Origin of the sequence: Paenibacillus nuruki (assembly GCF_963311185.1) — a bacterium.
In the GTDB taxonomy this organism is placed as follows: domain Bacteria; phylum Bacillota; class Bacilli; order Paenibacillales; family Paenibacillaceae; genus Saccharibacillus; species Saccharibacillus nuruki.
Genome location: NZ_OY725677.1, coordinates 3,532,120 through 3,558,699, shown reverse-complemented (window position 1 = coordinate 3,558,699; position 26,580 = coordinate 3,532,120). Strand labels below are relative to the sequence as shown.

Genomic DNA, 26,580 nt, shown 5'->3' with positions numbered 1-26,580 from the left:
ATCCATGAAATTTGCAGTCTTGGTATTTCCGGGCTCTAACTGTGATATTGACTGCTTCAAAGCAGTTGAAGACACTTTAGGGGAATCGGTAGAATATGTGTGGCACACAGCGACAGACTTATCAGCGTATGATTGTATTTTGGTTCCAGGTGGCTTTTCATATGGAGATTACTTAAGATGTGGAGCGATTTCTCAATTTGCTCCGGTGATGACTGAAGTGGCTAAAGCCGCAGAACAAGGCAAATATGTACTTGGGATTTGTAATGGATTCCAGATTTTAACTGAAGCTCGTCTGTTACCTGGTGCTTTACTTCGTAACGAATCGATGAAATTCCGTTGTCATGATACATTGCTAACGGTCGTGAATAACCAGACTCCATTTACTCGTGATTATGCAGATGGTGAAGAAATTACGATTCCGATTGCTCACGGTGAAGGAAACTACTATTGTGATGATGCGACGTTAAAACAATTAAAAGATAATAACCAGATCGTTTTCCAATATGGACATAATCCGAATGGATCGTTACATGATATTGCAGGGATTTGTAATGAACGTGGCAATGTTGTAGGCATGATGCCTCACCCTGAACGTGCAGTGGATGAATTGTTAGGATCAGCAGATGGCAAAAAAATGTTTACATCTATTTTGAAAGCTTGGAGGGATCAACATGACGCAGCAAACATCCGTTAAGGAACCGACGGCGGAGCAAGTCGCAGACCAGCAAATATACAAACAAATGGGTGTATCGGATAGCGAGTATGAGTTGATCTGCGGTTTTCTCGGACGGAAACCGAACTACACCGAAATCGGCGTATTTAGTGTAATGTGGTCGGAACACTGCGCATACAAAAACTCCAAACCGTTACTACGTCGCTTTCCTACAACTGGAACTCGTGTATTGATGGGGCCGGGTGAAGGTGCAGGGATTGTCGATATCGGTGACAATCAAGCTGTTGTTTTCAAAATCGAAAGTCATAATCACCCTTCTGCGGTTGAACCTTTTCAAGGAGCGGCAACAGGTGTAGGTGGAATCATTCGTGATATTTTCTCTATGGGAGCAAGACCTGTAGCGGTATTGAACTCTTTGCGCTTCGGTAAACTCGAAAGTGAACGTGTGAAATATTTGTTCGAGCATGTGGTATCCGGGATTGCAGGTTATGGTAACTGTATCGGGATTCCAACGGTTGGCGGCGAAGTGATGTTTGATGAAAGTTATGATGGTAATCCGCTTGTGAATGCGATGTGTGTAGGATTAATCGATCATGACAAAATTCAACGTGGTGTCGCTAAAGGGGTAGGTAACCCTGTATTTTATGTAGGGCCTCCTACAGGACGTGATGGAATTCATGGAGCTACGTTTGCCTCTGAAGAATTGACAGAAGAATCAGAAGCTCGTCGTACCGCAGTACAAGTCGGTGATCCATTTATGGAGAAACTGGTCATGGAATCTTGCTTGGAATTAATTGATTCCGGTATTGTGCTAGGGATTCAAGATATGGGTGCAGCAGGTCTAACATGTTCAAGTGCGGAAATGGCAAGTAAAGCAGGAAACGGTCTAGAATTGTATCTCGATCAAGTACCACAGCGTGAAGATGGCATGACAGCTTATGAAATGATGCTCTCTGAATCTCAAGAACGGATGTTGTTCGTGGTGGAGCCGAAAGACGAAGCACAAGCGATGGAGATCTTTGAACGTTGGGGCGTTATCTGTGCCAAAGTTGGTAAAGTAACCGATGATGGACGACTGAAACTATTGCATCATGGCGAAGTAGTAGGCGATATGCCTGTACATGCTCTAGTGGATGAGTGCCCTATTTATGATAAGCCTTCTTCAGTGCCAGCGTATTATGAGCAACAAGCACATGTGGATACCAATCGTTATGAAGAAGTGACTGATCTGAGTGGTGCTTTGAAATCGATTCTAGCTTCACCAACCGTAGCCAGCAAAGCTTGGGTCTATGATCAATATGATTATATGGTGCGTACAAGCACAGCTGTTCGTCCGGGTTCAGATGCAGCCGTTATTACGATTCGTGGTACACGCAAAGCACTCGCCATGACAACCGATTGTAATGGACGTTATGTGTATCTTGATCCAGAAGTAGGCGGTAAAATTGCTGTCAGCGAAGCCGCTCGTAATATTGTCTGCTCCGGTGCAGAACCGCTTGCGATCACAGATAATCTCAACTTTGGTAGCCCTGAAAAACCAGATATTTTCTGGCAAATGGAAAAATCAGTAGACGGTATGGCAGAAGCTTGTCGTGTACTGGATACTCCAGTCATTGGCGGTAATGTCAGTCTTTATAATGAAAATACGCGTGGAGCGATCTACCCTACGCCTGTTGTAGGTATGGTTGGCTTGATTCATGATACAGATCATATCACTACACAAGGCTTCAAAAACGAAGGCGATATTATTTTCGTACTGGGAGATACATTTGCAGAATTAGGCGGTAGTGAATTCCAGAAAGTGATTCATAATATTACCGAAGGTCGCCCGCCTGCACTGAATTTGGATATCGAAAAGAAATTGCTAGGTAGCGTACTGAGTGCAATTCAAAGTGGACTGGTGCAATCTGCACATGATCTATCTGAAGGTGGATTGTCTGTAGCTTTAGCAGAGTCTTGTATTAGTGGTAAATTAGGTGCAAGCGTAGCACTCAACAGCGATAACTTGCGTCATGATCTATTGCTATTTAGCGAAAGTCAATCTCGTATCTTGTTATCAGCAACACCTGCACAAGCAGATGCATTAGAAAGTCATATTCAATCTCAAGGTGTACCTGTACGTCGTATCGGTCAAGTGCAAGGCACAGAACTTCAAATCCAAGTGGACGGCAAACAAGTCTTGGCAGAGCAGGTGAACGATCTGCGCCAAGTCTGGGAGGATGCGATTCCATGTCTGATGAATTAAACAAACAGACGTTATGGACAGGTGATTATTATAATCAAGGCACCGGTCCGAATGATATTTTTGATACTTTAAAAGAAGAATGCGGCGTGTTCGGGGTCTACGGACATTCCGAAGCCGCTTCTCTTTCTTATTATGGATTACATGCACTTCAACATCGTGGTGAAGAAAGTGCTGGCTTATGTGTAAGTGATCGCAACCAATTTCATTACCATCGTGGGATGGGACTGGTCAAAGAAGTGTTTGATAAAGACACTTTAGGTTCTTTAACAGGTGATATCTCGATTGGTCATGTGCGTTATTCAACCAGTGGAGATAGCCGCCTTACCAATGCACAACCGTTAGTATTCCGTTATCGCGCTGGTGAATTAGCACTAGCAACGAACGGTAATATCGTCAATGCACCACAGATTCGGCGTGAACTGGAAGAAGCAGGTTCTATTTTTCAAACGACCAGCGATACAGAAGTTGTAGCTCACTTAATTGCACGTTCTAACAAGCCTCTGGTCGAAGCAGCCAAAGATGCATTTCGACAAATTGTAGGCGGTTTTGCTTTTATGATTATGACCAATGAGCAATTAATCGTTGCTTCTGATCCTAACGGATTGCGTCCAATTACGATGGGTCGTCTAGGGGAAGCGTATATTTTTGCTTCGGAGACCTGTGCTCTTGAAACGATTGGTGCAGAGTTAGTACGAGATGTTCAACCGGGAGAATTACTGATTTTGGATCAACATGGATTGATCGAAGATCGTTATATCGAACCGCAACGTAAAGCGCTATGTTCGATGGAATATATTTATTTTGCAAGACCGGATAGTGATATGAACGGTGCGAATCTACATGCCGCTCGTAAACGGATGGGTTCTGTGATGGCACAGGAATCATTTATCGATGCTGATCTAGTGACAGGTGTACCGGATTCCAGTATTTCAGCCGCTATCGGATTCGCGGAACAAACGGGTATCCCTTATGAACTTGGGATGATCAAAAATAAGTACACTGGACGAACATTTATCCAACCAAGTCAAGAATTACGTGAACAAGGTGTCAAAATGAAGCTTAGTGCTGTACGCCGTGTGGTGGAAGGTAAACGTGTCGTGATGATCGATGATTCGATTGTACGCGGAACCACTTCACGTCGTATCGTCAATATGCTACGTGATGCAGGCGCTACAGAAGTGCATGTACGTATCACTTCTCCACCTTTTAAAAATCCATGCTTCTATGGTATTGATACACCGGATCGCCGTGAACTGATTGCTTCCACGATGTCGATTGAAGAAATGCGCAAAGAACTGAATGCCGATTCACTTACCTTTTTGAGCTTTGAAGGCTTGATCAAAGCAGTCGGTGGCGACAACAGCACAGACTACAAAGGTGGCATGTGCATGGCATGCTTCGACAACGATTATCCAACTCAAACGGACTTCGGCGGCGAAGAACAATTCGGATGTGGATGTTAGTCGAAGGCTTTACATCTGGAAAGGTGGCTGGCGTTTGAGCTAGGGACCGCTATGGGACAGGAATGATCTTCCCGATCGCTGGTAAGACTTGGATATCTTGATTAACCGCCAAGCGGTTGATATCCAAATCTTAAAGGCGAACGCTACGCTTCTCACAGATTCATTCCTGTCCCGTCGCTCCGATGCTCAAAAGCCACCATTTCAGAGTGATGCAAAGTTCGATCTAGTGGGAGTGGCAGGGTAGATCAGAATGATCTAAAGCAGTGGATGTTGATGCTACTCTTTTGGTGCAAGTTGGAAGAATGGTAAGGCACTGTATTGTCCTGTCGTCCTCACAGTAGGGATTTTAGAACTTCTTGAACATTTAGAATGATGGATTTAAAAAAGATATCTATTTGTATCATATGTATAGTATTACTAGGTTTTAGAGGTTTTGTATGGAATGATATTCAATATTATTTGTTGAAGTATGAACAGAAAATTTAAGCAATCTAAGCTTTTTGGAAGTTATGAAAAGTATGCATTTTCTTTAAATGTTCATTATATTTTTACCTACTATGAGTCTATGGTGAATAGCGCTAGACTTTCTAAAAAAATGAATTAAGTTTTCAATATAAATAGCAATTTCTCAAAGATCACCTATATCTATTTAAATTAAAAAATATACACTTGTTCAACAAGCAACAACTACGAACCTATATACAATCCAACCAGCGATTACGAAGTAGAGCCTCACTACATTACCAAAACAACCTTAGAGAATTAGGGTCTGCTTTTAGAAAAGTTGAACCACGCTCAAGCGGAGAGGAAAAGGATTGTTCGAAAGAGCGAAGCGCTCGCCTTACAAGTTTTCGATAGAAAACTACATCGGAAGCATAAGCTAAGGTTGGATATCGACTGCCCAGCAGTCCTATCAAGATATCCAATCTTAACAGCGACGATAGAACAACCTTTTCCTCGCAGCGCTGTAGCTCACCAACTCTTCTACCCGCAACCCCATTTCCTAAGCCCAAACGAAAGGTGCGATGTACAGTGTCAGAAGCCTATAAAAGTGCCGGGGTCGATATCGCGGCAGGGAATGAAGCAGTAGAACGGATGAAAAAGCACGTTAAAACAACGTTTCGCCCGGAAGTGATGACAGAACTTGGTGGTTTCGGTGCATTGTTTGGCCTGAACAAAGATAAATATGATGAGCCTGTACTCGTATCTGGTACGGATGGTGTCGGCACGAAGCTGAAGCTTGCTTTTGCGATGGATAAACATGACACGATTGGTATCGATGCTGTTGCCATGTGTGTGAATGATATCGTGGTACAAGGTGCAGAACCGTTGTTTTTCCTTGATTATCTAGCATGTGATCGTGTGATTCCTGAAAAGATCGAAGCGATTGTATCCGGTATTGCTGATGGATGTCGTCAAGCAGGATGTGCCTTGATCGGTGGCGAAACAGCTGAAATGCCAGGAATGTACTCGGAAGGTGAATATGATATTGCTGGATTTACCGTAGGTATCGTAGATAAAGCCAAAGTGATCACAGGTAGTGAAATCGCATCTGGTGATGTCGTACTAGGCTTAGCTTCTAGTGGCATACACAGTAACGGCTTCTCACTGGTACGTAAATTGTTACTTGAAGATGGTGGATATGATCTCAAAGATACGGTAGCAGAACTTGATGGTGCTGTACTTGGAGATGTATTGCTAGAGCCTACTAAAATATATGTTAAATCAACACTTGCGTTACAAGAAGCGGTTAAAGTCAAAGGGATGGCACATATTACAGGTGGCGGATTTATCGAAAATATTCCACGGATGTTGCCTGAAAATGTGAATGTTGATATCGAATACGGAAGCTGGCCGATCTTGCCTATTTTTCAATTGATGCAAGCTAAGGGCGGTATTAGCCACAAAGATATGTTTACGACATTCAATATGGGTATCGGTATGGTGATTGTAGTTGCTGCGGATCAAGCAGAACAGGCATTAGCAGTTCTCAAAGAACAAGGCGAGACTGCATACAGACTTGGCAGTGTGCATGAAGGAACCAAAGTTGTGACATTTACCGGAGTCGATGTGTAATGAAGCCTTTTCGAATTGCTGTCTTTGCTTCAGGAGAAGGCACTAATTTTCAAGCGATGGTCGATGCATGGCAAAAGGGGTATTTCGGTGCAATAGAAGCAACAACGATCGAATTGTTAGTTTCAGATAAACCGCAAGCCCCTGTGGTTCAACGTGCGATACAAGCGGGTGTAGATACGTATGTTTTTCGCCCTAAAGAATACAGTAGTCGTGAACAGTATGAAATAGAGATTGTAGCTGAACTGGAACGCCGGGGGATTGATCTGATTGTGTTGGCAGGCTATATGCGTTTGCTTACACCGACAATCGTGAATCCTTATATGGGTCGGATGATCAATGTACATCCGTCTTTATTGCCTGCTTTTCCAGGAAAAGATGCATTAGGTCAGGCACTAGCATACGGTGTGAAATTAACAGGGATTACGGTTCATTTTGTAGATAATGGCATGGATACAGGGCCGATTGTGGCGCAACAAGCTATAGAAGTACAGCCACACGATACAGCAGAGACGCTAGCCGAACGGATACATGAGATTGAACGGAAATTGTATCCACAAGTGGTGGCTCAGATTGCACAAGGTAAAGTCACGCTTGAAGGACGACAAGTGATTGTGGAAACATAACTTTTTTCAAATTAAAGGAGGAATAAATCCATCATGAGTATCAAAAGAGCGCTAGTGAGCGTGTCTGACAAAGCAGGTGTGGTTGATTTTTGCCGCGAGTTGTCTCAATTGGGTGTTGAAATTATTTCGACAGGTGGGACTAAAAATCTGCTTGCTGAAGCAGGAGTACCAGTGATTGGTATTTCAGAAGTAACTGGATTTCCTGAGATTCTAGATGGTCGTGTCAAAACATTACATCCGGCAGTACATAGTGGTCTGTTGGCAGTTCGAGATAGCGCGGAACACCAACAGCAAATGAAAGATTTGGAATTGGGATATATTGATCTGGTCGTTGTGAATCTGTATCCTTTCCAAGAAACGATCTCCAAACCAGATGTAGCTTATGAAGATGCGATAGAAAATATTGATATTGGTGGACCTACGATGTTGCGTAGTGCTGCTAAAAATCATAAGTTTGTGAGTGTAGTCGTAGATTCTAATGACTATGCGCAAGTGCTAGAAGAAGTACGTGCAGAAGGGGATACAACACTGGATACACGTAAACGTCTAGCAGCTAAAGTATTCCGCCATACTGCGGCATATGATGCTCTAATCTCTGATTATCTGTGCAATGTATTAGGTGATCCTTTGCCAGAGCGTTACACAGTAACATATGAGAAGATTCAAGATCTTCGTTATGGCGAAAATCCACATCAAGCAGCAGCTTTTTACCGTAAGCCTATGGCACCAGCAGGTACACTGACGACTGCGGAGCAACTTCATGGCAAAGAGTTATCTTACAACAATATCAATGATGCCAATGCGGCTCTACAAATTGTTAAAGAATTTACAGAACCTGCTGTCGTGGCTGTCAAACATATGAATCCTTGCGGAGTAGGCGTAGGCGAGACAATCGCTGAAGCATACAACAAAGCATACAATGCAGATCCAACTTCGATTTTCGGTGGGATTGTAGCAGCTAACCGTACAATTGATGCAGAAACAGCGCAACCGCTCAGTGAGATTTTCCTAGAAATCGTACTTGCCCCAGATTTCACACCAGAAGCATTAGAAATTTTGACGAAAAAGAAAAATATTCGCTTGCTGAAAATGGGCGAATTGACTTCATCGGAAGCACGTACATCGCAACATGTGGTGACTACGATTGAAGGCGGTATGGTCGTACAAGAAAGTGATGTACATTCGATTACAACAGATGATCTAAAAGTCGTCACTGACCGTTCTCCTTCTGGAGAAGAATTGAAGCAATTGTTATTCGGATGGAAAGTCGTGAAGCATGTGAAATCCAATGCGATCGTATTAGCAGCCGATGATATGACCGTTGGCGTAGGTGCAGGTCAGATGAATCGTGTAGGAGCCGCTAAAATTGCGATCGAACAAGCAGGAGAGAAAGCAAACGGAGCTATTCTTGCTTCAGATGCCTTTTTCCCAATGGGCGATACGGTCGAATTGGCAGCCAAAGCAGGTATCAAAGCGATTATTCAACCGGGTGGATCGATCAAAGACGAAGAATCAATCAAAATGGCTAATGAATATGGTATCGCTATGGTATTCACAGGCGTACGTCATTTCAAACATTAATCGTATAGGAATATGATTTGGCACAAATGGAAATAGATTCACTGAGAAATACTACAGAATCGGATGATAGATAGTTATAAAACAATGTTTGTACTTCTATAAATTCGCTTGCAATACGCAACAAAAAAGACCGAATTTTTCTTGTTCGGTCTGTTGTTTTATTGGCTTGAAAAATCCTTCTCTATAGTAAAGGAGCGTGACGTGATGGATATTTTAGTGGTTGGTGGTGGAGGACGTGAGCATGCAATCATCTGGTCGCTTGCCCAAAGTCCAAAAGCAGATAAAATTTACTGTGCTCCTGGAAATGCAGGCATTGCACAACTAGCGGAATGTGTACCGATTCAAGTGAATGAATTTGAGAAATTAGCTGATTTTGCGGAAGAACAAAAAGTAGGCTTGGTTGTGATCGGTCCAGATGATCCACTAGCTGATGGGATTGTAGATGTTTTTGAACATCGTCAAATTCCAGTATACGGTCCTCGTAAAAATGCAGCACTTATCGAAGGTAGCAAAACCTTTATGAAAGACTTACTTCATAAATACAATATTCCAACAGCCGCTTATGCAAAGTTCGATGATTATCCGTCTGCTCTTCAGTATCTTCAACAACAATCGATGCCTATCGTGATCAAAGCCGACGGACTTGCCGCAGGTAAAGGGGTAACGGTTGCGCACAGTATGGACGAAGCGGTCGATGCGTTACAGTCGATTATGCAAGATAAAGTATTTGGTGAAGCAGGCAGTAAAGTAGTGATTGAAGAATTTTTGGCTGGACAAGAAATGTCGATCTTAGCTTTTGTTGATGGAGAAACGGTTCGTCCTATGGCGGCGGCGCAAGATCACAAGCCTGCATATGATAACGATCTAGGTCCGAATACAGGTGGAATGGGAACCTATTCGCCGTTACCACATATCCAACAAAGTATTATTGATGAAGCAATAGAGACGATTATTTTTCCAACTGCCAAAGCGATGGTTGCCGAAGGTCGTTCATTTAGCGGAGTATTATTTGCAGGATTGATGATCTCACCAGATGGCACGCCCAAAACGATTGAATTTAATGCACGCTTTGGTGATCCTGAGACGCAAGTGGTCTTACCACGTCTACAAAGTGATCTGCTAGAGATTTTCCTAGCGACGATAAATGGTACACTTGCCGATATTGAGATCCAGTGGAGTGAGCAAGCCGCTGTATGTGTAATCCTTGCTTCAGGAGGTTATCCTGCTGCTTATGCTAAAGGATTGCCGATTAGTGGGCTAGAACATACAGATGAGCAAGCACTGGTATTTCATGCAGGTACAGCATTAAGCACAAATGGTGAAGTGGTGACCAATGGCGGACGTGTACTGGGTGTTGTAGGATTAGGAACAGATATTGCAACAGCACGTGCCAAAGCGTATGAACATGCTGAAAAGATTACATTTGAAGGTAAGCATCAGCGTAGTGATATTGCGGCTAAAGCGATGCAAGATCAATAAAATAGATAAGCCGTCTGAGTTAAAAAAGACGGCTTTTTTTATTGGCTACATACTTTTATTGTAACAACTAATTAAGACTGTGAAATATAAAATGATGGTATAACATATTTTACAGAAAATTTACGGTTATTTTCCATAATATTGTTGACTGAATTGCCATATATTGATTAGATAGTAAGGTCTATTCTTTTTAAGGAAAAGATATAATAAATCTAAAGAAGATTGTCATTAACAAAGGGAGGGTGAATAAAGAAGTAGTCACCGTGCAAAATATGCTAACTAAGTTGTATGAGTTACAGATATTCAAAAGGGAGAGAAGCGAAAAAAATGAGAAAGATTAGCACAATGATAGCCATAAGTATGATGAGTATGTTACTTACAGCTCCACTAATGTATGCAGCAGAATATCAATATGATGATCTAGGTCGAGTCACTTCAGTTACTAAAGATGGCAAGCAAACCACATATACGTATGATCAAGGTGGAAATATATTAAGTGTCAAATCCAGTACTAGCAGTAAGTCATTACGTCAAACGTCCAATGTGATGACAGGTTGGACAGCTTATGCTACAAAAGGAATCAAAGCGAGTTATCGTACAGCAACAGAAGATGTATACGCACCTACAACCACCACAATACCTCAATCAGTTGTACATAATGTGTATGGCGACACTACCGTAGCAAGCGATGTATACCATTCCTCTTCTTCTATGATGAACACACAATGGATCGAAGTATCGTCTAAACGTACAGGCGCTGCGAATATTTATCGTGATATTTCTGTGAAAGCAGGGCAAGCTTACTCTTATAATGGGTGGGTACAGACCCAAAATGTAAAAGATGCTGTCGTGCAAGTCATCATCAATTATTATGATAAAAACAATAAATTAGTGCATTACAACAACATTTTGAACCTCAAGCAAAATACAGACTGGCATACGTACGGTGCCAACTTAAAAGCTCCAGCACAAGCGGTCAAAGCCCGTGTTCATTTGCAGATTGTTCTGCTCAAATCAAATGGTACAGCACAAGCCGGATTTGCTGATCGTACATTTGAACAGACATCACAGGGGGATAACCGTTAATGAAAAATAAATATCTACGGTTAGCCTTATTGTTTGTTGTTTTATTTGCTGTAGTCGCAGGGTTCAAAATGAATTCTGCTTCTGCGGAGACCGGCGTATATACATTAGGTCCTGGAAGAACAATGGATTTTACATATACAGCTTCTTCCTCTGCAACTATTTATGTGACAGGTACCAATTATGATTATGTAAAGTACTTAGCAAGCGGAGATGTATCTGGTTTCTATACTAAAACAGCATATGTTCCAATTACTTTATCTATTAATCAGACCGTGCGAATAACGAATAATTCGTCTTCTAATATGACAATAGATATGAAAAGTAAAACATTTCAACTCTCGTCTCAAATTTTTAAAGCACTGACTCGATATTCTGTACAACCGGGAGCTAGCGCTTATGTGAAAAATGGTAATTTAGACTACTCTTTATCGGTTGATATTGGTGGTATTAACTCGAATATTCATTATAGTGCAGATGGAGAATTGATTGTTTCTTCTTTCACTCGTAAAGATACGGGTGGAGGAGAAGTTGTCGAAAAGGGTGGCACTATTCTTGTTACTAACCGTGACAATGTAGCATTCGAAATTGTAGGTCCAACCATTCCGATAGATATTACTGGAACTAGTTCAACAGCTGATTTCAGATACAATCTAACTAAAGGTGGTTCTGTACAAGCAACTAATAATACGACCAAAAACTTCTATGTGTATATTGACGGCACAGATAATTATGAATTTTCAATCTTTGATGAGGATGGAACACTGGCTTCATCAGGAGTAACCAAGACTCCAACTAAATATGTTAAAGCAGGGCAAAGTATCGTTTTGACTAATCCTAGCGATGCTTCTATGTTGGTTACAGGTGCATCTCCTGCATTCTATACCACAACCCAAGTTGAACCGCCGATGATTACCAAAACGTTAGCACCCGGCAAAAGTATTAAAGTGCTTAACAACTCTGGCGATACCATGAAACTGTTAACCGATGATATAGGCAATGGTTTCCAGATTGCAGAGTACAAATCCAATGGCGCTGTAGATAGTTACGATATTTTAAATACAAGTGCTAACTACATTATGGGAAATGGTAACTATGTTGTGATTACCAATCCTGCTTTTAATACACAATCAATTAAGATTAAGATTCCTAAATTGAATTCAGTGATATCCGATTCAGCTAACCCTGCTTTATTGGATCAAGATATTTCTCCAGGCCATTCGGTAGAAATTAAAAACGTATCGCCTACCAAAACAGGAATATTTGTATCTGGTGAATTTGATTATGCTCTGTATGATAGTGCAGGCATTAATGAGTATGCACCTGTAGTGAAATCTTCAAATATTTATCCTGATCCAGGTGAAAAAGTAGCTATTACCAATACCAGTAACAGCAATACAAACACAAGTATCCATGCTCCTTATGAAGCATTTGTAGCGACTGCTCGTACGCAACCCGTCACGTTTAATCGTGTACTGAATGTAGGCGAAACATTAAAAACAATCAACACCTCTAATTATTCATTCTATATCAATGCAAGTGGGCAACATCACTATGCTGTCTACAAAAAAGATAATAATAAAGTTGATGATTTTGATAATCCGATCGTAAGTGCAAGACATCTGATTAGCAAAGATGAGAAAATGATCACCACCAATAGTGGTAATCAAGCGATGACGGTATCCGGTCCTTATGACGCATTTGATATCAGCAGTCGCGCTGAACCTGCTTTATACAAAGGTTATCTCAATGCAGGACAAAGTGCGAAATTAACAAATACCAGTCCGGCGCTGTTCAGTATGTTTACGGATGGAATATATGATCAAGCGAGTTATCGTGCAGATGATACATTACGCTCACTAGATCATGATCGTGTCGCCAAATCATTACCTTTTTATAATGGAGAACGAGTGACGCTAACGAATGCTGGAAGCAGTCAACTTGTTATTTTGAGTCCTTATGATGTAACAACGGCTCAATCGAGTAGCGATCCTGCACTACTGGTGAAGCAATTAGCTATTAATCAGAGTGCCGAGTTTATTAACAAAGATAAAGCCAATGAAACGGTTTATTTTACAGGTAAACATGACTTGATGGATTATGATACAACAGATCAGCCTAACAGCTATTACCGTGGTACCACTACAACGTACCGTTCTGTAGATCCTAATCAACGCTTAGCTGTCATGAATACGGATGTAAAAACAATTGATGCATATGCGGCTTTTGAATTATTTACAGGTAAAGACCGTACCAATCCAGTCACATTCAAGAAAACATTATCTACAAAACAAAGTCTAGACTTCACGAATAAAACAAGCAAAACATTCTTCATTTATCCTAATGGAACGTATGATTTTGCAGAGTATCAAGCAGGGCAATCGATCGAAATGGGAAGAAAAGAAACCAGTTCTTCCAAAAGCCTGCTGACATCTAATCGTATGTCGGTCACCAATGTGATTTCAACAGATTTAACAGTAGAAGGGCCTTATGATGCATTCACGATACAAGCACGTACGAATCCTGCTTTGTTTGAAGAAGTATTATCGAAGCGTGAAAGTATCGAAGCTCAATATACAGGTACTAAGTCAGGGCAAGTACGTCTGACGGTCAATTATGATTCTGCTTTATTTTCAAATGATGTATTAAGTGAATATGGTCGTAACCATACTGGTTCGGCTGTACAAGTGGTAGCGACAGGTGAACGTGTCGCTGTACAAAATGTAGATGCAACTCCCGGTTTGGTATACGGAGCGTATGACACATTTAAAGTAATACCGCGTACCAATCCCGTCACATTCCAGAAGGTACTGAATACCGATGAGAATGTAGATATTACCAATACACAACCATCCAAATCGTTTAACGTGTATCTCAACGCTGTAGATAATATCTACGACTATGTCAAACGAGATGCAACTGGTGGAGTCGATGGATTAGGACGAGCAGTATCGGGTGGAGTTGAACTTCTAGAGCATGGAGAGCGCATTGCGATTACAGCGCCAACAGCGCATTCTGTAATGATTGAAGGCTCTTATGATGCGTTTAAGATCGCTAATCGTACGAACCCAGCGTTGATGAAAAAAGCATTAGCACCCGCTCAAAGTCTAGAAGCGACCAATATAGATAGTATTCCTTCTCGATTAATTATCGAGCAAATCTATGATATGGCAACGTATGATAGTACGGGTGCACTAAAACAATATAGTCATGGATTAAGTGGAACACCTTCACAAACACTAGATCCTAAGGCCAAAATAGCCATTCAAAATAGTGATACGATCTACAATGTGGTATATGGTCCTTTCGAGTCGTTCCAGTTAGCGGACCGAAGTAATCCAGTTACTTTTACCAAAACGTTATCTACGAATGAGTCTATAGCATTTGAACAAAATGCACTGAATCAAATGTTTTTATATTTCAATGGTAATCCGTATGATTACGCACAGTACAAAGCCAATAAAGAAGTGCGTGAGTACGGTTGGGACGAACTGCTTTCGCAAGCGATGACCAAAGGAGATCGTCTTGTTGTTGCAGCATCAGGTACAGCTAATGTAACGGTTCAAGGTTCGTACGATGCCTACAAAATGACAACAGTGAGCGGTAAACCTGTAACGATCAAAACGCTTGAAGTCGGCGAAAGCTATTCAATCCGTAATATTTCGCCAGGCAACTTTTTTGTTAAATTAGCAGGTAATCATAGTTATCAACTGTACAATGCGAATGGCAAACTCACCATTTCGAGTACAGGAACAACAGCTAGTTATCACGACGTTCCTGCTTCATCACGTCTGGTTGTAACGAATGTAGATGTAGCACCTATTACAGTCTATGCACCGACAGAAGCGATCAAAGTGACACAAGGCGATGATCTGTTAGTCAAAACATTGACGATGGATCAGACGATGAAAGCGACCAATACATCAAGCAGTTCAGCTACATTATCTGTAGATGGTAAGTACGATGTGGCCGTATATGATGCTTCAGGCAAACCTGTTCAGTATGATCGCAAAACAACCGGTAATTCGGTATCTGTTCCAGCAGGTGGTTATGCGATTCTTACAGGGCAACAAGCGTCCAATACACTGGTTAATGGAAATAAAGATCATTTTAATTTCCAAGATCAGGACACTCCGGCACTATCACTTTACACATTAGCACCGAATACGATGGTCAAAGCAACCAATGTACACGATCATGCGCGTGCACTTAATGTAGGTAGTAAGTTTAGTTACTGGACAGAGCAAGGGGAAGAACAAACAGGTTCAGGTACAGTTACGATCGGAGCAGGCAATACGACTGTGATTCGTAATACGGGTACAACCACATATGAACTTTATAGTCCATATGGTTCTTTCAAAATGGAAGTCACAACAACGACTCCAGTTCCTGTACCGCCAGTAGTGAATCCTTCTGTAGGAACCATCGATCCAGCCGATTATGATCAACAGACGTATTATGCAGATCCTGTTGACACTTCTACAGGAGCACAAATTATCAATAAAACGATGATGGTTGCTCATGGAACAGTCGATATTCCTTTCCAAGCTCAGTATTATGCTCTTTTACAAGGTAATGCGGGTCTTGGTAAAGGATGGAGTCATAATTTTGAAATGCGTTTGAGTAAAAACAATACAACAGGTCAGATGACGGTATATTGGAATGCTTTCCGTACCAATAACTTTATGCTAAATAGTGATAAAGCTACCTACACTCCTGTTGAACGTGCAGTACGTAATGACCAATTGCAAAAAAATGCAAACGGCACATACACATTGACCCGTTATGATGGAACACATTACATTTTCGCTGCTAACGGAACACTGCAATCAATGGGTGAACGTGGCGGCATTACAATGACGATGCAGTATGATAGTTCAGGTAAGTTACTATCTGTGACGGAACCGACCAGTGGAGCGAAGTTAGTCATCACTTACAACGCTATCGGTAAAGTAGCGACAGTTGCCGATCAAGCGGGTCGTACATCTACATTTACTTATGATGATACCGGTCGATTGATTACACTTACCGATCCAGGAAGCCACAAAACAGAATATACGTATAACAAAAATAATCAGATTGTGACAGGTTCATTAGATGGCAAGCTTGTATTCTCAAATGCGTACGATAGCAAAGGCAGAATATTGCGTCAGAATGATGGAATCACTGCACATCAACCAACAACATTTGCTTATAGCAATGCAGACGGAATGCTCACGACGACGATTACAGATCGCAACGGTGATATTCAAAAACGTGTGCATAATATCAATTATCAATTGGTTGAAGTTCAAGATGGTAATAGCGAAAAAACAAGCTACACCTATGATGCTCAAGGCAATCGTACCAGTATTACGAATGCGCTAGGTCAGACAGCGAAGTTCGAATACGATAGCAAAGGGAATTTGACCAAAAATACAGATCCATCCGGTCTATCGATGACTTTGACCTACGATGCCAAAGGGAATTTGCTCAAAGCAACAGGACCTGATGGCAATAGCATTACAAGCACGTATGATGCCAATAGTCGTCTGCTCAGTACAACCGATACCGAAGGTTATAAAGTATCGTATGAGTACAATGACAAAGGCATGTTAACAGCAGCAACCGATCCGCGTGGCGGGAAGACGATCTATAGCTATAATGGCTATAAATTGGATACGGTGACTGCTTCTACAGGCGAGATTATGAAAGTGGGTTACGATGCCGCAGGTCGCATGACGACTCAAAGCGATGCAGAAGGTAACCTTTCCCAAGCTGTTTATAATGATAATGATCAATTAATCAGTATGATTGATCCGCTCAAAAATAAAATCAGCTACACGTATGATCGTCAAGACAATCTAGCAAGTGTTACCGATGCACGTGGTAATTCGACAAGCTACACCTATGATGCTAATGGACAATTAACAGCGGTTCGTAATGCACTGGGTGGAACACTTTCGATCACTTATGATAGCGAAGGCAATATGACAGCTGTCACTGATCCGTTAGGTCGTAAGAGTTCATTTACGTATGATGCCGCAGGTCGTCTGATGACAGAGACCAATGCCGCAGGTGCAACAGTGAAATATGCCTACGATAAGTTAGGTCGTCCAATCGAAGCGTATGATGCACTCAATCACAAAATGTATACAGTCGAATACGATACCGCAGGTAATCCGGTCAAAATGACAGATGCGCTAGGCTATACGTATACAAGCACATACAACGATCTTAATCAGTTAACCCAATCAGTCGATCCATTAAAACGCACAACGACCTATGGATATGATCGTAAAAACCAATTAACATCGGTTAAAGATGCGATTCAAGGCAGTACATCGCAGACAATCGATGCGTTTAGCCAGATTACTCAAATGGTAGATGCTAATGGTAATCGTGCCAAATATCAGTACGATCTGCTTGGACGTCTGACTTCAGAGCAAGACGAAGCAGGGGGCAACCATAGCTACACGTACAACAATGTAGGATTACTAGGTAGCGATACCGATAAAAATGGTCGCAACAGTAAATATAGCTACGATGCCGCAGGGAATTTGAGCCAATTTACCGATGAAGCGGGTAGTGTATCGTATGACTATGATGCTAATGGAAATATCACTTCGGTTAAAGGCAGCAACGGTGAAGTATTGGTACGTAACTATGACAAATTGAACCGTGTTGAATCGTTCACCAATGGAGATGGACAGAGCATTTCGTATGCGTACGATGCCGCAGGACAATTAACAGGACTTACGTATCCAGATGGCAAAAAAGTATCCTATACGTATCAAGCCAATGGTCGATTGTCGACAGTAACAGACTGGGCAGGACGCCAAACTTCTTATACGTATGATGCGAATAGTCGCTTATTATCGACAACACGTCCAGATGGAACGAAAGAAGTTCGTACGTATGATGCCGCAGGACAAGTATTGACATTGAAAGACTTGCAAGCAGATGGAACGGTATTGTATGAATACAATTACACGTATGATCAGGTTGGACAAGTGACGAATGAAGACGGTGGCGATATCAATGCCGATCTGAATACTGTTATAGCCGATGTCTATGGCCCTGGATTATCTCCATCGCTTGAAGATGTGATGATTCAAAGCGAAGGATTACCACAAACCACAGACAATGTCTCATCCGATGTTCAAACCGATGCATACACACAGCCAGCCAGTGTAACCGCAGATGTATACGGTACAGGCGATATGACGATGACGTACAGTGCAGACAATCGTCTAGCTACGGTCAATGGTGAAGCAGTGAAATATGATGCCGAAGGAAATATGTTGGTCGGTCCACTGGCTGGACAGATGCAAAACTATACCTTCGATGCACGTAACCGTCTGGTGGAAGCCGGTGGGATACAATACGGATACGATCACGAAAATCATCGCACGTCGATGACCACTAACGGAACGACCACGAAATATGTGATCAATCCCGAAGCTGTGTTGTCTCAAGTGTTGATGGAAACCGATGGAACAGGCAAACCAACCGCATGGTATGTGTACGGTAATGGCTTGATCGGACGCCAAGATGCGAATGGAGCGTACCAAAGCTACCACTACGACCGTCGAGGAAGTACACTCGCATTAACCGATGCTAAGGGACAACTCACCGATACGTACAGCTACGGTACCTATGGTGAATCGTTAGGACACGAAGGAACTACCGAGCAACCGTTCCAATACAACGGACGCGACGGAGTTATGACCGATCCGAACGGATTGTACCAGATGCGAGCAAGGTACTACAATCCAGAGATCAAGCGCTTTGTGAACCGAGATGTATTGAGTGGAAGTATCGACGATGGACTAACCATGAACCGCTATGCGTATGTGAATGGGAACCCAATTTCGTATATTGATCCATTTGGACTGAGTGCAGATGGAGATTCTTGGTTCGCAACAGGATTAAGCTATGGAGCCGATGCGATTCCTGTTTTGGGAACCGTGAAAGGTTTCCAAGAAACGATTACGGGCGTCAACTACATTACAGGTGAGCAATTGTCTGTAGCTGACCGAGTCGCCAATGGGATTGGTTCATTAACGGGCTTGATTCCAATTCCGGGAACGAAGTATGTTGGGAAATATGGAACCGAAGCGGCGATTGATGCTGGAAGTTGGGTTGTTAAGCAGTTTGGGAAGAATGAAACAAAGCAAGTAGCGAGTAAGTTACCACTAAAAGTTAATTTGCAGTTATTTGCTAAAGAGATAGAAACTCCTAGAACTTTTTTTGATGATATGGATGCTGCTGAAGCTTCTAGATATCAGCGATATTGGGAACAGAACATAAATCCAAATTATAAAGGAAATCCAAACACAAGGCAGAGAACTTATGCTGTACCTGGTACACGAAGCATTATAGATCAAAAGTTAAGTAACACTGGAGAATTGTACAAGAGAGAAACAATTTATGATCAGTTTGGTAGAAGGATAGGAAATAATGATTATACAAATCATGGTAAGCCGCATCATCATGAGAGTCCGCATTATCATCCTAATCCATGGCAAAACCCTACACAACATGGACCGAATAATGCAGGTCTTCATCCTGATACTCCGAGGTGGTAATATGATACCAATTGCCCATTATCTTTTTGCAATATCGTATAGTGGTTATTATCAAAAGAAAGATTGGCAGAATTGGGCTGACCAACGCATTATGAAACAGATATTAGTAGAAGATTGGTTGATTAGTATTTCGCTATCTAATAGCATTGAAATGTTAAGTGATGCACTTAGTGATTTATTGATTTCGGAGAGAGCCGATATGGAAAATAAAATTACTTCTAGTGATGCAATAATTGGATATTTTTACCTGATGTATTTAGAAGGAAAACTATCTATTTATGAATTACTCTTAAATTCTGGAGACGAGGCAGATGGTGGTGAAGGTGCGTCTATTGAATGTGAAGAATGGTACGCACTAAGTACTAATTTAGAAGGAAATATATTTTTAGCAGAAGAAGCTACTTTTAAAAAGAAAATAGCAGCATTATATGCTCCTTTTAAAAAGATTGCTCAATTGCAATTGGAAGAATTAGAAAACTATTAATATCATTTTAACCTTGCGTAGCTTCATGCTTTGCAAGGTTTTTTTGTGAAGGAGTATTTATTATGGGAATCTCATTTCATATATAGATCCATTTGGACTCAGTACAGATAGTGATGAGATGTTGAAAACAGTTGGTAGTTTCTTAGCGGATGCTGTGCCTATTTTAGGAACGGTAAAAGGTGTACAGGAAGTCTTTACTGGAACGGATTATGTGACAGGTCAAGAACTTTCTGTAGGAGACCGAGTTGCTACTGGAGTAGGTACATTAGTTAGCTTTGTACCTGGCGGGAAAGTCGTTGGGAAGACAGCAACTAAGAGTGCTATTGATGGTGGTAGCTGGCTTATTCGTAAATTTAGCAAAAAAAATAGTGCTGATGAAGTTTTAAATGAGAGCATAGATTATAGAAATGTACAAAGGTTACAAAATAGTAGAAAAGAAACATTGGCTCTTACAAAAGAAATTAGACAGTTTAAACAATACTGGGGTCAATATGGAATTAATGTCAAAGTAGATAAGAAAGGAAAAGTACTTCGAGGTGAGCTTGAAGCAGGCTTTGATTATGGTAGCGGGGAAATATGGATCAAGAAAAACCCAAGCTTAATTAATTTGTATCATGAAGGATATCATGCAGAGCAATGGTTAGCGATAGGAAAAGAAGCTTATATGAATCTTAATCGATTAGAACGGGAAGAATATGTATTTTCGAGAGTGATGCAAAATGAAAATTTATTTGATACACCATCAATTAATCATTCAAAAGAATACATTGATAGATTACGTTCAAAATATAATAATTAGAAGGTGAATAAATTGAGAAGATATAATAGAACTAAAGAAGAGTTAAAGAAAATACTTGAAGAAGTAGATCGGAATTTTCCAAGACATCATCGTAGGGTCGAAGAAATTACTGTAGAAACTGTATTAAAACCAGAAGAAGCAATAGCAATTGCTAAAAAGTATCTTCAAGAAAAAAAGATGGATGGAACTGTGAATGAACAAATTAAAAATTTGTTTTTTGATGAAGCCTATACGTTTGGAATTAATGAAGAGGATCGAGATTTTGATGATCTTCGACCAGCATGGAGAGTGACAGTTGATCTGCCACCAAGTACGTTTACTTTTGAAGACTACACGTTAATTGTATCGGATCGAGATAAAAAAGTACTGGGCATCTTAGATGCAAATGGTCATCCAGCTAATTTAAGATAATTATAATAAAGCTATACAAAAGAAACATGAAATGACTAACAGCCATTTCATGTTTCTTTTCTTTTCACAGTTTTTTTAAAATTAATAAAAGGATTTAAAATAAATGGTAGCATCGCTTAGAGCAAATGTGTGAAATCTAATAAGTATAGAAAAATGAATATGGACTATGAAATTGTGTAGGGTACTGTTAAACCACATTTATAGATAATTCAATAATCTTATTGCAACACTATAATGCGTTTAGTGATTTTCAAGTGGATAAAAGTACTAGAGAGTTTTGAGATTATTGCTTTGCAAATCAATATGGCATGAGTGGAAGTATTGCGACGGACTGAGGATGAACCGCTATGTGTATGTAAATGGGCTAATTCAAAATTAAGAGATATTATAAAAGATTGACTTAGACATCCGGAAGGATTGCATAATGGCATTTGGTATAGAGGGCAAATATTCAAGATGTGGGGTTAACAAGTGATTAGATCGCTGAGATGAGAACACTTATAAGTGAAACTGAATTTGTTAACCATATTAGTAAACATAGTGGGAAAAGTTAAACTAAAACACATAATAAGTTATTAGAGATTATTGATTCTTCTGCTGACTATAATATTCTTAAAAGAAAGTTGCAAAATTGGGCGAACTATAGTCTTGAGGTTAGAATAGAAGCCTGTCAGAAGATTGAGATATTGAAGGAGAGTTAAAATGGAGAAAAACGGAATTGTTTCTTTATGGATAGGAACGGTGATAAACGCTGAAGAATTAGATAGATTATTAACTACTTCTTATTCTGATGAAGGAGATTATATTAGATCAATATTTGCTGAATATTTTAAGATTATCAGATATGATGAAGATTTAAGAGAAGCAGAATATTATGAAAATAAAGTGGATAATTTTTATGAATTGTTAGAAGGATTTTCTTACGATTATAAGGTTATTTCAGAGTTCAAAAAAGTAACAGAAGAATTGCCAGAGAATATCAATGTAGCAATATTACCTTACAATTTTGAGTATAATGGAGAAGTTGTCCAAGCTACAATTCAATCGAATTATTTGCAATTTGTAGGTTCTATAAAATATAAATAGTATTTTGGCTCTATTTATAAAAAACAATTATGTTGATATCAACATAATTGTTTTCTTTTTTAGTTATAATTTAAAAAAAGAAAATGTAATAGTTATTTTATAATATATTAACTTATAAGAGCGAGTACAATAATCCAGAGATCTAGATTTTTGTAAATCGAAATGTTCTGAGTAGAAGTATTGACGATGGACTAATGTAGTCTATATCTACCCTATTTTGGGAACCGTGAAAGGTTTCTAAAATAGGGTAGATATGTGAATAATTATTTGCAGATAATCGAATGGCTAGTGACGACTTAAAAATAAGAAATATTAGTAATCTCAATCAAAAGTAATTCTTTGTTCTAAGCCTTTCAAGGTTACACATAGAATCATAAAAAGGAGTGAACTCATTGAATAATAATGATTTGAAAAAATCTCCATTTATACTTAGACTCGACCACAAGTATTTCAGAAATGAGAACATTTGTTTAGGAGGACAACTTGTTGAAATAATCAATTGTATTAAAGAGGAAACTTCGGATCTTGTTTGGTTTACATTCGATGTACTTGCTAGTAGCAATCAAGTTGTTAAAGAATTATTTCCGGATGAATATTCGAAATTTCTAAATACAGAAGAATTGATCCAAAAAGCAAATGAGATCATTCAGTTCTATTCAGGAGTGTTCATAGGCATTAAGAAGGGCAAACATGTAGAATGGAACTTTGATCGTTTACCAGATACAGAAGAAGATGAAGGCTTACAGCATCCCGAAGCTGAAATCGAAATTCGCCCATTTGATACTTCCTATTTTGAAGTCTATGGTATGGACGTAGTATCGAATATAAAATAAAATCTTATTTGATGTCATCCAATTAATGATATGCTTTAATGAAAACTAAAGAAAAGAACACTTTGGATCAAGGAGCACATAAAGTGAAGAATCAGCCGAAGTATGCAGAAAATATCATAGTTTTAGTTCAATACATGAAGTCTTACAAATGGTTTGTTAAAGATAAGGAAATATGGTTTTTAGATTTCAAAAAATTAATTTCTGCTTATCTTGAAAATGGTTTTGATATCCCTAATCCCAATGACTTTTCGGAAAGATTTAATATTCCTGTAGTTAACGAGGAGACAGCTGAAGAATTTTTAGAGAAAATTATAGATAGTGAAGTTAAAGTAGAAGAACTCAAAAATATATTGAAACAAGACACACATGTAGATATGTTAGACATGTCCCCTTCTTTATACATTAATTTCGATCAGAAAGAATTGATATCTTACTATCCTGAACCTGCTTCTTATGAATTATATGTACCCGATGGATGGATTGGAAGTTATAAAGATTTTATTAAAGATGTTCCTGAAATCTATTGTTATTGGATAATAGATGGGAATAATTTATTTTACAGATAGGGTAAATAATATCTGCATTTGAGCCTATACTAAGATGGAGGAGTACCTTATGCACTTAGAAACACAGCGACTAGTTATTCGAGAAATACAAGATACCGATTGGAAAGCGATACATACTTATACTCAATTACCTGAAGTCACACAGCACACAGCATGGGGGCCAAATACTGAAGCAGATACTCAAGCGTATGTGAAAGAAGTGATCGCTCAACAACAGCAATCGTCTCGTCAAGATTATGAATTCGCCATTTGCCTCCAGCATGAAGGGACGTTAATCGGCGGGATTGGTATTCATGTTCACCAGACGAATGCTGAGATTGGTTATGTACTGAACCCTGATCATCAGGGCAAAGGTTATGTGACAGAAGCGGCTCAAGCTATACTCACTTATGGATTTGAGACATTGGATGTACATCGAATCTATGCTACTTGTCGTCCGGCTAATAGAGCTTCTGAGAAAGTTATGCAAAAGATCGGAATGACACGTGAAGGCATGATGCGTGAACACTGGTATTATAAAGGCGAATTTCATGATTCCTATCTTTACTCTATATTGGCAAAAGAATATCGAAAACACTCCAACGAATCAAACAAAAAGAAACTTTGAATAAGATATGTTCATTAAGCAAAGCATTTCTCAAATTTGATTAACAATTTGGGATTGCCTTTGAATCTGAGTTTGCCTGTTAGTAATGCTACGCCTACATTTTTTTCTTTCGCCACAATTTTAAGCCATGTTTTGCTATCTACTGTAATCTGAATATCGGGTTTGCCATGAAGACCGTCGGTAACCTGAAGCTTTTTATCGCGAATATCGAATGTGGTTTGTCTCGTTTCATTGCCGGTGAATGTGAAATGATACGTACAGTTTACATCGGTGGCTTGATTAGGTTGAAATACATGAGGCATCAGGGTGACCAAAAGACTGATCGAATTTGGTATAAGTCCATTCCCAACACGTTTGACTGTTTTATGGGGAAAACGTTTTTGAACATGTGCTTCTGCATCTGAGCCAGGGATAACATATATCGTCTCTTCTTTGGTTTGCAATGGCTTCAGGATATCATTCATAAATTCTTTACGATTTTGCAGAAATGGTCCGATGACATCATCGCCAGCAGGACAAACGGATAAGCAATAAGCGGCTTTGTAGTTAGCGCCAAAACTCAAACTTTGCCACCATGAAGCGGATTCTGTTGCAGGAACTTCATTCCGAAATTCTTTCGTGTTCTTGCTGTCTACAATCGTTTCTACAAAATCGCTAAAACCGCCCATAAACTCACGATAATTATGTGTAGCGCATGATGAAAAGTTAAATTGTCCATCTGCACCAATCGCACCCACAGGGCAGGCAGCCACACAAAGCTTGCATTCCAGACATGGATTGTAATCAATCGGTCGATCTTCTTTGTTGACTTTAGCATCTAGTATAATAGCACCAAGAAGAATAAAATTTCCGAACTTCGGATGAATCACATTACGATGAATGCCCATCTTACCTAATCCTGCGGCAACGGCAACAGGTTTGAGTGAAACCACCCATGCTTTACCAGGAAACTTATCCATTTCCATCGGGAAACCCATAGCTGCATTTAAAGCTCGTACTCCTCGTGCTTCTAAGGCAGATACGATGTTATGGGATGTGTCGGCTACCTTATCTCCAGTGTGATGAAATTCAATATTAGCAAGAGAGCGTGCAGGGGTACGGATCGGTTCTCGATTCATTCTGGAAACGAAACTGATCATCGTTTTGGCATGTGGAAATACAGATAGAATATCCTCACGCTGATCATCCAATTCGGAGCGTTCGATAGAGATCACTCCCACATCATCTGCTCCAGCTTCAAGACATAATTCGCGTATCCAATCATAATCAAGTGTTTCATTGTCAAGAGTAGGGGATTGTGCGGCGGATTCATAGTAACGCAGAACCGTAGGATGTTTTTTCATATCAGCCATGTTTATCTGCTCCTTTTAATTAGGTGTATATACACCTTTTTGATTAAAAAAAATTAATTTTCTCTATTTAGCTTAACAATATCAGACAATTGACCAAGTAAACCTGTATAACGTGTCTCACCCATATAGTCTTGAACACGGGTCTGTGCCTGTTCCCACAATGGAAGTGCATGGTCGAGAAGTTCTTTACCTTCAGGTGTTAAAGCAATAAAACGTTTTCGACGATCCTTTCCCTCTGTAATAGATACCCAGCCGTTTCTCTCAAGAGGCTTTAGATCGCGTGGTAAAGTAGTACGATCCATAAGAAGTACTTCGGCTAGAGAAGTAATAGTAACAGAGCCAGTCTGTTCAAGTGCCATTAGCAAAGATAACTGTGTAGCTCTGATCCCGACAGGTCTTAAATATTCATCATATAAACTCGTAATAAATCGCGAAGCTTTTCTAAAATTCAAGCAAGCACACATTGTGGTATAATCGATTTTCTCTGGAAAATCGGAAATTGAATGTTGTTTTGTCATAAATATGAGTATATACACATATTTGTTGATGTCAATATAATGATGATCTTTACTTGTATATCCTATCTATAGATCAGGATGATCTTATTCTTAAAATGTAGATGGTTGTGCTACAATAAATCCTTACGCTA

18 protein-coding genes are annotated in these 26,580 nt (G+C 40.0%); 16 read left to right on the top strand and 2 right to left on the bottom strand.

Annotated features, from left to right (window positions below; translation table 11 throughout):
• Positions 1–4: 4 nt before the first annotated feature.
• From purQ to RCP16_RS15675, 16 genes are all read left to right on the top strand, one after another.
• Positions 5–694 (top strand): phosphoribosylformylglycinamidine synthase subunit PurQ, encoded by a 690-nt coding sequence (gene purQ, locus RCP16_RS15750; protein ID WP_069328922.1) that lies wholly within the window; start codon positions 5–7, stop codon positions 692–694.
• The gene (gene purL, locus RCP16_RS15745; protein WP_308640772.1) at positions 672–2,918 is read left to right on the top strand and encodes a phosphoribosylformylglycinamidine synthase subunit PurL; all 2,247 of its coding nucleotides are present in this window, start codon (positions 672–674) and stop codon (positions 2,916–2,918) included. Before purQ ends, purL begins: the two co-directional genes overlap by 23 nt.
• On the top strand, positions 2,903–4,381 hold the full coding sequence (purF, locus tag RCP16_RS15740) for an amidophosphoribosyltransferase (RefSeq protein WP_069328924.1): 1,479 nt from the start codon (positions 2,903–2,905) through the stop codon (positions 4,379–4,381). Before purL ends, purF begins: the two co-directional genes overlap by 16 nt.
• Positions 4,382–5,413: 1,032 nt before the next feature.
• Positions 5,414–6,457, top strand: coding sequence for a phosphoribosylformylglycinamidine cyclo-ligase (gene purM, locus RCP16_RS15735; RefSeq protein ID WP_273593170.1), 1,044 nt, complete (start codon positions 5,414–5,416; stop codon positions 6,455–6,457).
• On the top strand, positions 6,457–7,080 hold the full coding sequence (purN, locus tag RCP16_RS15730) for a phosphoribosylglycinamide formyltransferase (protein WP_308640771.1): 624 nt from the start codon (positions 6,457–6,459) through the stop codon (positions 7,078–7,080). Before purM ends, purN begins: the two co-directional genes overlap by 1 nt.
• 33 nt (positions 7,081–7,113) lie before the next feature.
• A complete protein-coding gene (purH, locus tag RCP16_RS15725) occupies positions 7,114–8,661 on the top strand; it encodes a bifunctional phosphoribosylaminoimidazolecarboxamide formyltransferase/IMP cyclohydrolase (RefSeq protein ID WP_308640770.1) in 1,548 nt (515 codons plus the stop codon).
• Positions 8,662–8,865: 204 nt separating this feature from the next.
• Complete coding sequence (gene purD / locus RCP16_RS15720) at positions 8,866–10,140, top strand: phosphoribosylamine--glycine ligase (protein WP_308640769.1); 1,275 nt, start codon at positions 8,866–8,868, stop codon at positions 10,138–10,140.
• Positions 10,141–10,503: 363 nt separating this feature from the next.
• Positions 10,504–11,226: an RHS repeat domain-containing protein gene (locus RCP16_RS15715; RefSeq protein ID WP_308640768.1), complete on the top strand. Its 723-nt coding sequence runs from the start codon at positions 10,504–10,506 to the stop codon at positions 11,224–11,226.
• Entirely contained in the window at positions 11,226–19,793 is an 8,568-nt protein-coding gene (locus tag RCP16_RS15710; RefSeq protein WP_308640767.1) for an RHS repeat-associated core domain-containing protein, read from the top strand. Before RCP16_RS15715 ends, RCP16_RS15710 begins: the two co-directional genes overlap by 1 nt.
• 1 nt (position 19,794) lies before the next feature.
• A complete protein-coding gene (locus RCP16_RS15705) occupies positions 19,795–20,277 on the top strand; it encodes a hypothetical protein (protein WP_069328602.1) in 483 nt (160 codons plus the stop codon).
• 118 nt (positions 20,278–20,395) lie between these two features.
• Entirely contained in the window at positions 20,396–21,076 is a 681-nt protein-coding gene (locus RCP16_RS15700) for a zincin-like metallopeptidase toxin domain-containing protein (RefSeq protein ID WP_308640766.1), read from the top strand.
• Positions 21,077–21,079: 3 nt separating this feature from the next.
• Positions 21,080–21,487: a hypothetical protein gene (locus RCP16_RS15695; protein ID WP_371748109.1), complete on the top strand. Its 408-nt coding sequence runs from the start codon at positions 21,080–21,082 to the stop codon at positions 21,485–21,487.
• A gap of 702 nt (positions 21,488–22,189) precedes the next feature.
• Positions 22,190–22,573, top strand: a complete 384-nt coding sequence (locus RCP16_RS15690; protein ID WP_308640765.1) for an immunity 22 family protein — start codon at positions 22,190–22,192, stop codon at positions 22,571–22,573.
• Between the two features lie 392 nt (positions 22,574–22,965).
• Complete coding sequence (locus RCP16_RS15685; protein WP_308640764.1) at positions 22,966–23,406, top strand: hypothetical protein; 441 nt, start codon at positions 22,966–22,968, stop codon at positions 23,404–23,406.
• 38 nt (positions 23,407–23,444) lie between these two features.
• Entirely contained in the window at positions 23,445–23,972 is a 528-nt protein-coding gene (locus RCP16_RS15680) for a hypothetical protein (protein WP_308640763.1), read from the top strand.
• A gap of 49 nt (positions 23,973–24,021) precedes the next feature.
• The gene (locus tag RCP16_RS15675; RefSeq protein WP_308640762.1) at positions 24,022–24,579 is read left to right on the top strand and encodes a GNAT family N-acetyltransferase; all 558 of its coding nucleotides are present in this window, start codon (positions 24,022–24,024) and stop codon (positions 24,577–24,579) included.
• 14 nt (positions 24,580–24,593) lie between these two features.
• Here the strand turns inward: RCP16_RS15675 and RCP16_RS15670 are convergent, their stop codons facing one another.
• On the bottom strand, positions 24,594–25,931 hold the full coding sequence (locus RCP16_RS15670; protein WP_308640761.1) for an SCP2 sterol-binding domain-containing protein: 1,338 nt from the start codon (positions 25,929–25,931) through the stop codon (positions 24,594–24,596).
• Between the two features lie 53 nt (positions 25,932–25,984).
• A complete protein-coding gene (locus RCP16_RS15665; protein WP_308640760.1) occupies positions 25,985–26,449 on the bottom strand; it encodes a MarR family winged helix-turn-helix transcriptional regulator in 465 nt (154 codons plus the stop codon).
• Positions 26,450–26,580 lie beyond the last annotated feature (131 nt).

Coding starts and splice junctions, on each gene's coding strand:
- purQ (WP_069328922.1), top strand. CDS start 5: ATGAAATTTGCAGTCTTGGTATTTCCGGGCTCTAACTGTGATATTGAC.
- purL (WP_308640772.1), top strand. CDS start 672: ATGACGCAGCAAACATCCGTTAAGGAACCGACGGCGGAGCAAGTCGCA.
- purF (WP_069328924.1), top strand. CDS start 2,903: ATGTCTGATGAATTAAACAAACAGACGTTATGGACAGGTGATTATTAT.
- purN (WP_308640771.1), top strand. CDS start 6,457: ATGAAGCCTTTTCGAATTGCTGTCTTTGCTTCAGGAGAAGGCACTAAT.
- purH (WP_308640770.1), top strand. CDS start 7,114: ATGAGTATCAAAAGAGCGCTAGTGAGCGTGTCTGACAAAGCAGGTGTG.
- purD (WP_308640769.1), top strand. CDS start 8,866: ATGGATATTTTAGTGGTTGGTGGTGGAGGACGTGAGCATGCAATCATC.
- RCP16_RS15715 (WP_308640768.1), top strand. CDS start 10,504: ATGAGTATGTTACTTACAGCTCCACTAATGTATGCAGCAGAATATCAA.
- RCP16_RS15710 (WP_308640767.1), top strand. CDS start 11,226: ATGAAAAATAAATATCTACGGTTAGCCTTATTGTTTGTTGTTTTATTT.
- RCP16_RS15705 (WP_069328602.1), top strand. CDS start 19,795: ATGATACCAATTGCCCATTATCTTTTTGCAATATCGTATAGTGGTTAT.
- RCP16_RS15700 (WP_308640766.1), top strand. CDS start 20,396: ATGTTGAAAACAGTTGGTAGTTTCTTAGCGGATGCTGTGCCTATTTTA.
- RCP16_RS15690 (WP_308640765.1), top strand. CDS start 22,190: ATGGAGAAAAACGGAATTGTTTCTTTATGGATAGGAACGGTGATAAAC.
- RCP16_RS15680 (WP_308640763.1), top strand. CDS start 23,445: ATGAAAACTAAAGAAAAGAACACTTTGGATCAAGGAGCACATAAAGTG.
- RCP16_RS15675 (WP_308640762.1), top strand. CDS start 24,022: ATGCACTTAGAAACACAGCGACTAGTTATTCGAGAAATACAAGATACC.
- RCP16_RS15670 (WP_308640761.1), bottom strand. CDS start 25,931: ATGGCTGATATGAAAAAACATCCTACGGTTCTGCGTTACTATGAATCC.
- RCP16_RS15665 (WP_308640760.1), bottom strand. CDS start 26,449: ATGACAAAACAACATTCAATTTCCGATTTTCCAGAGAAAATCGATTAT.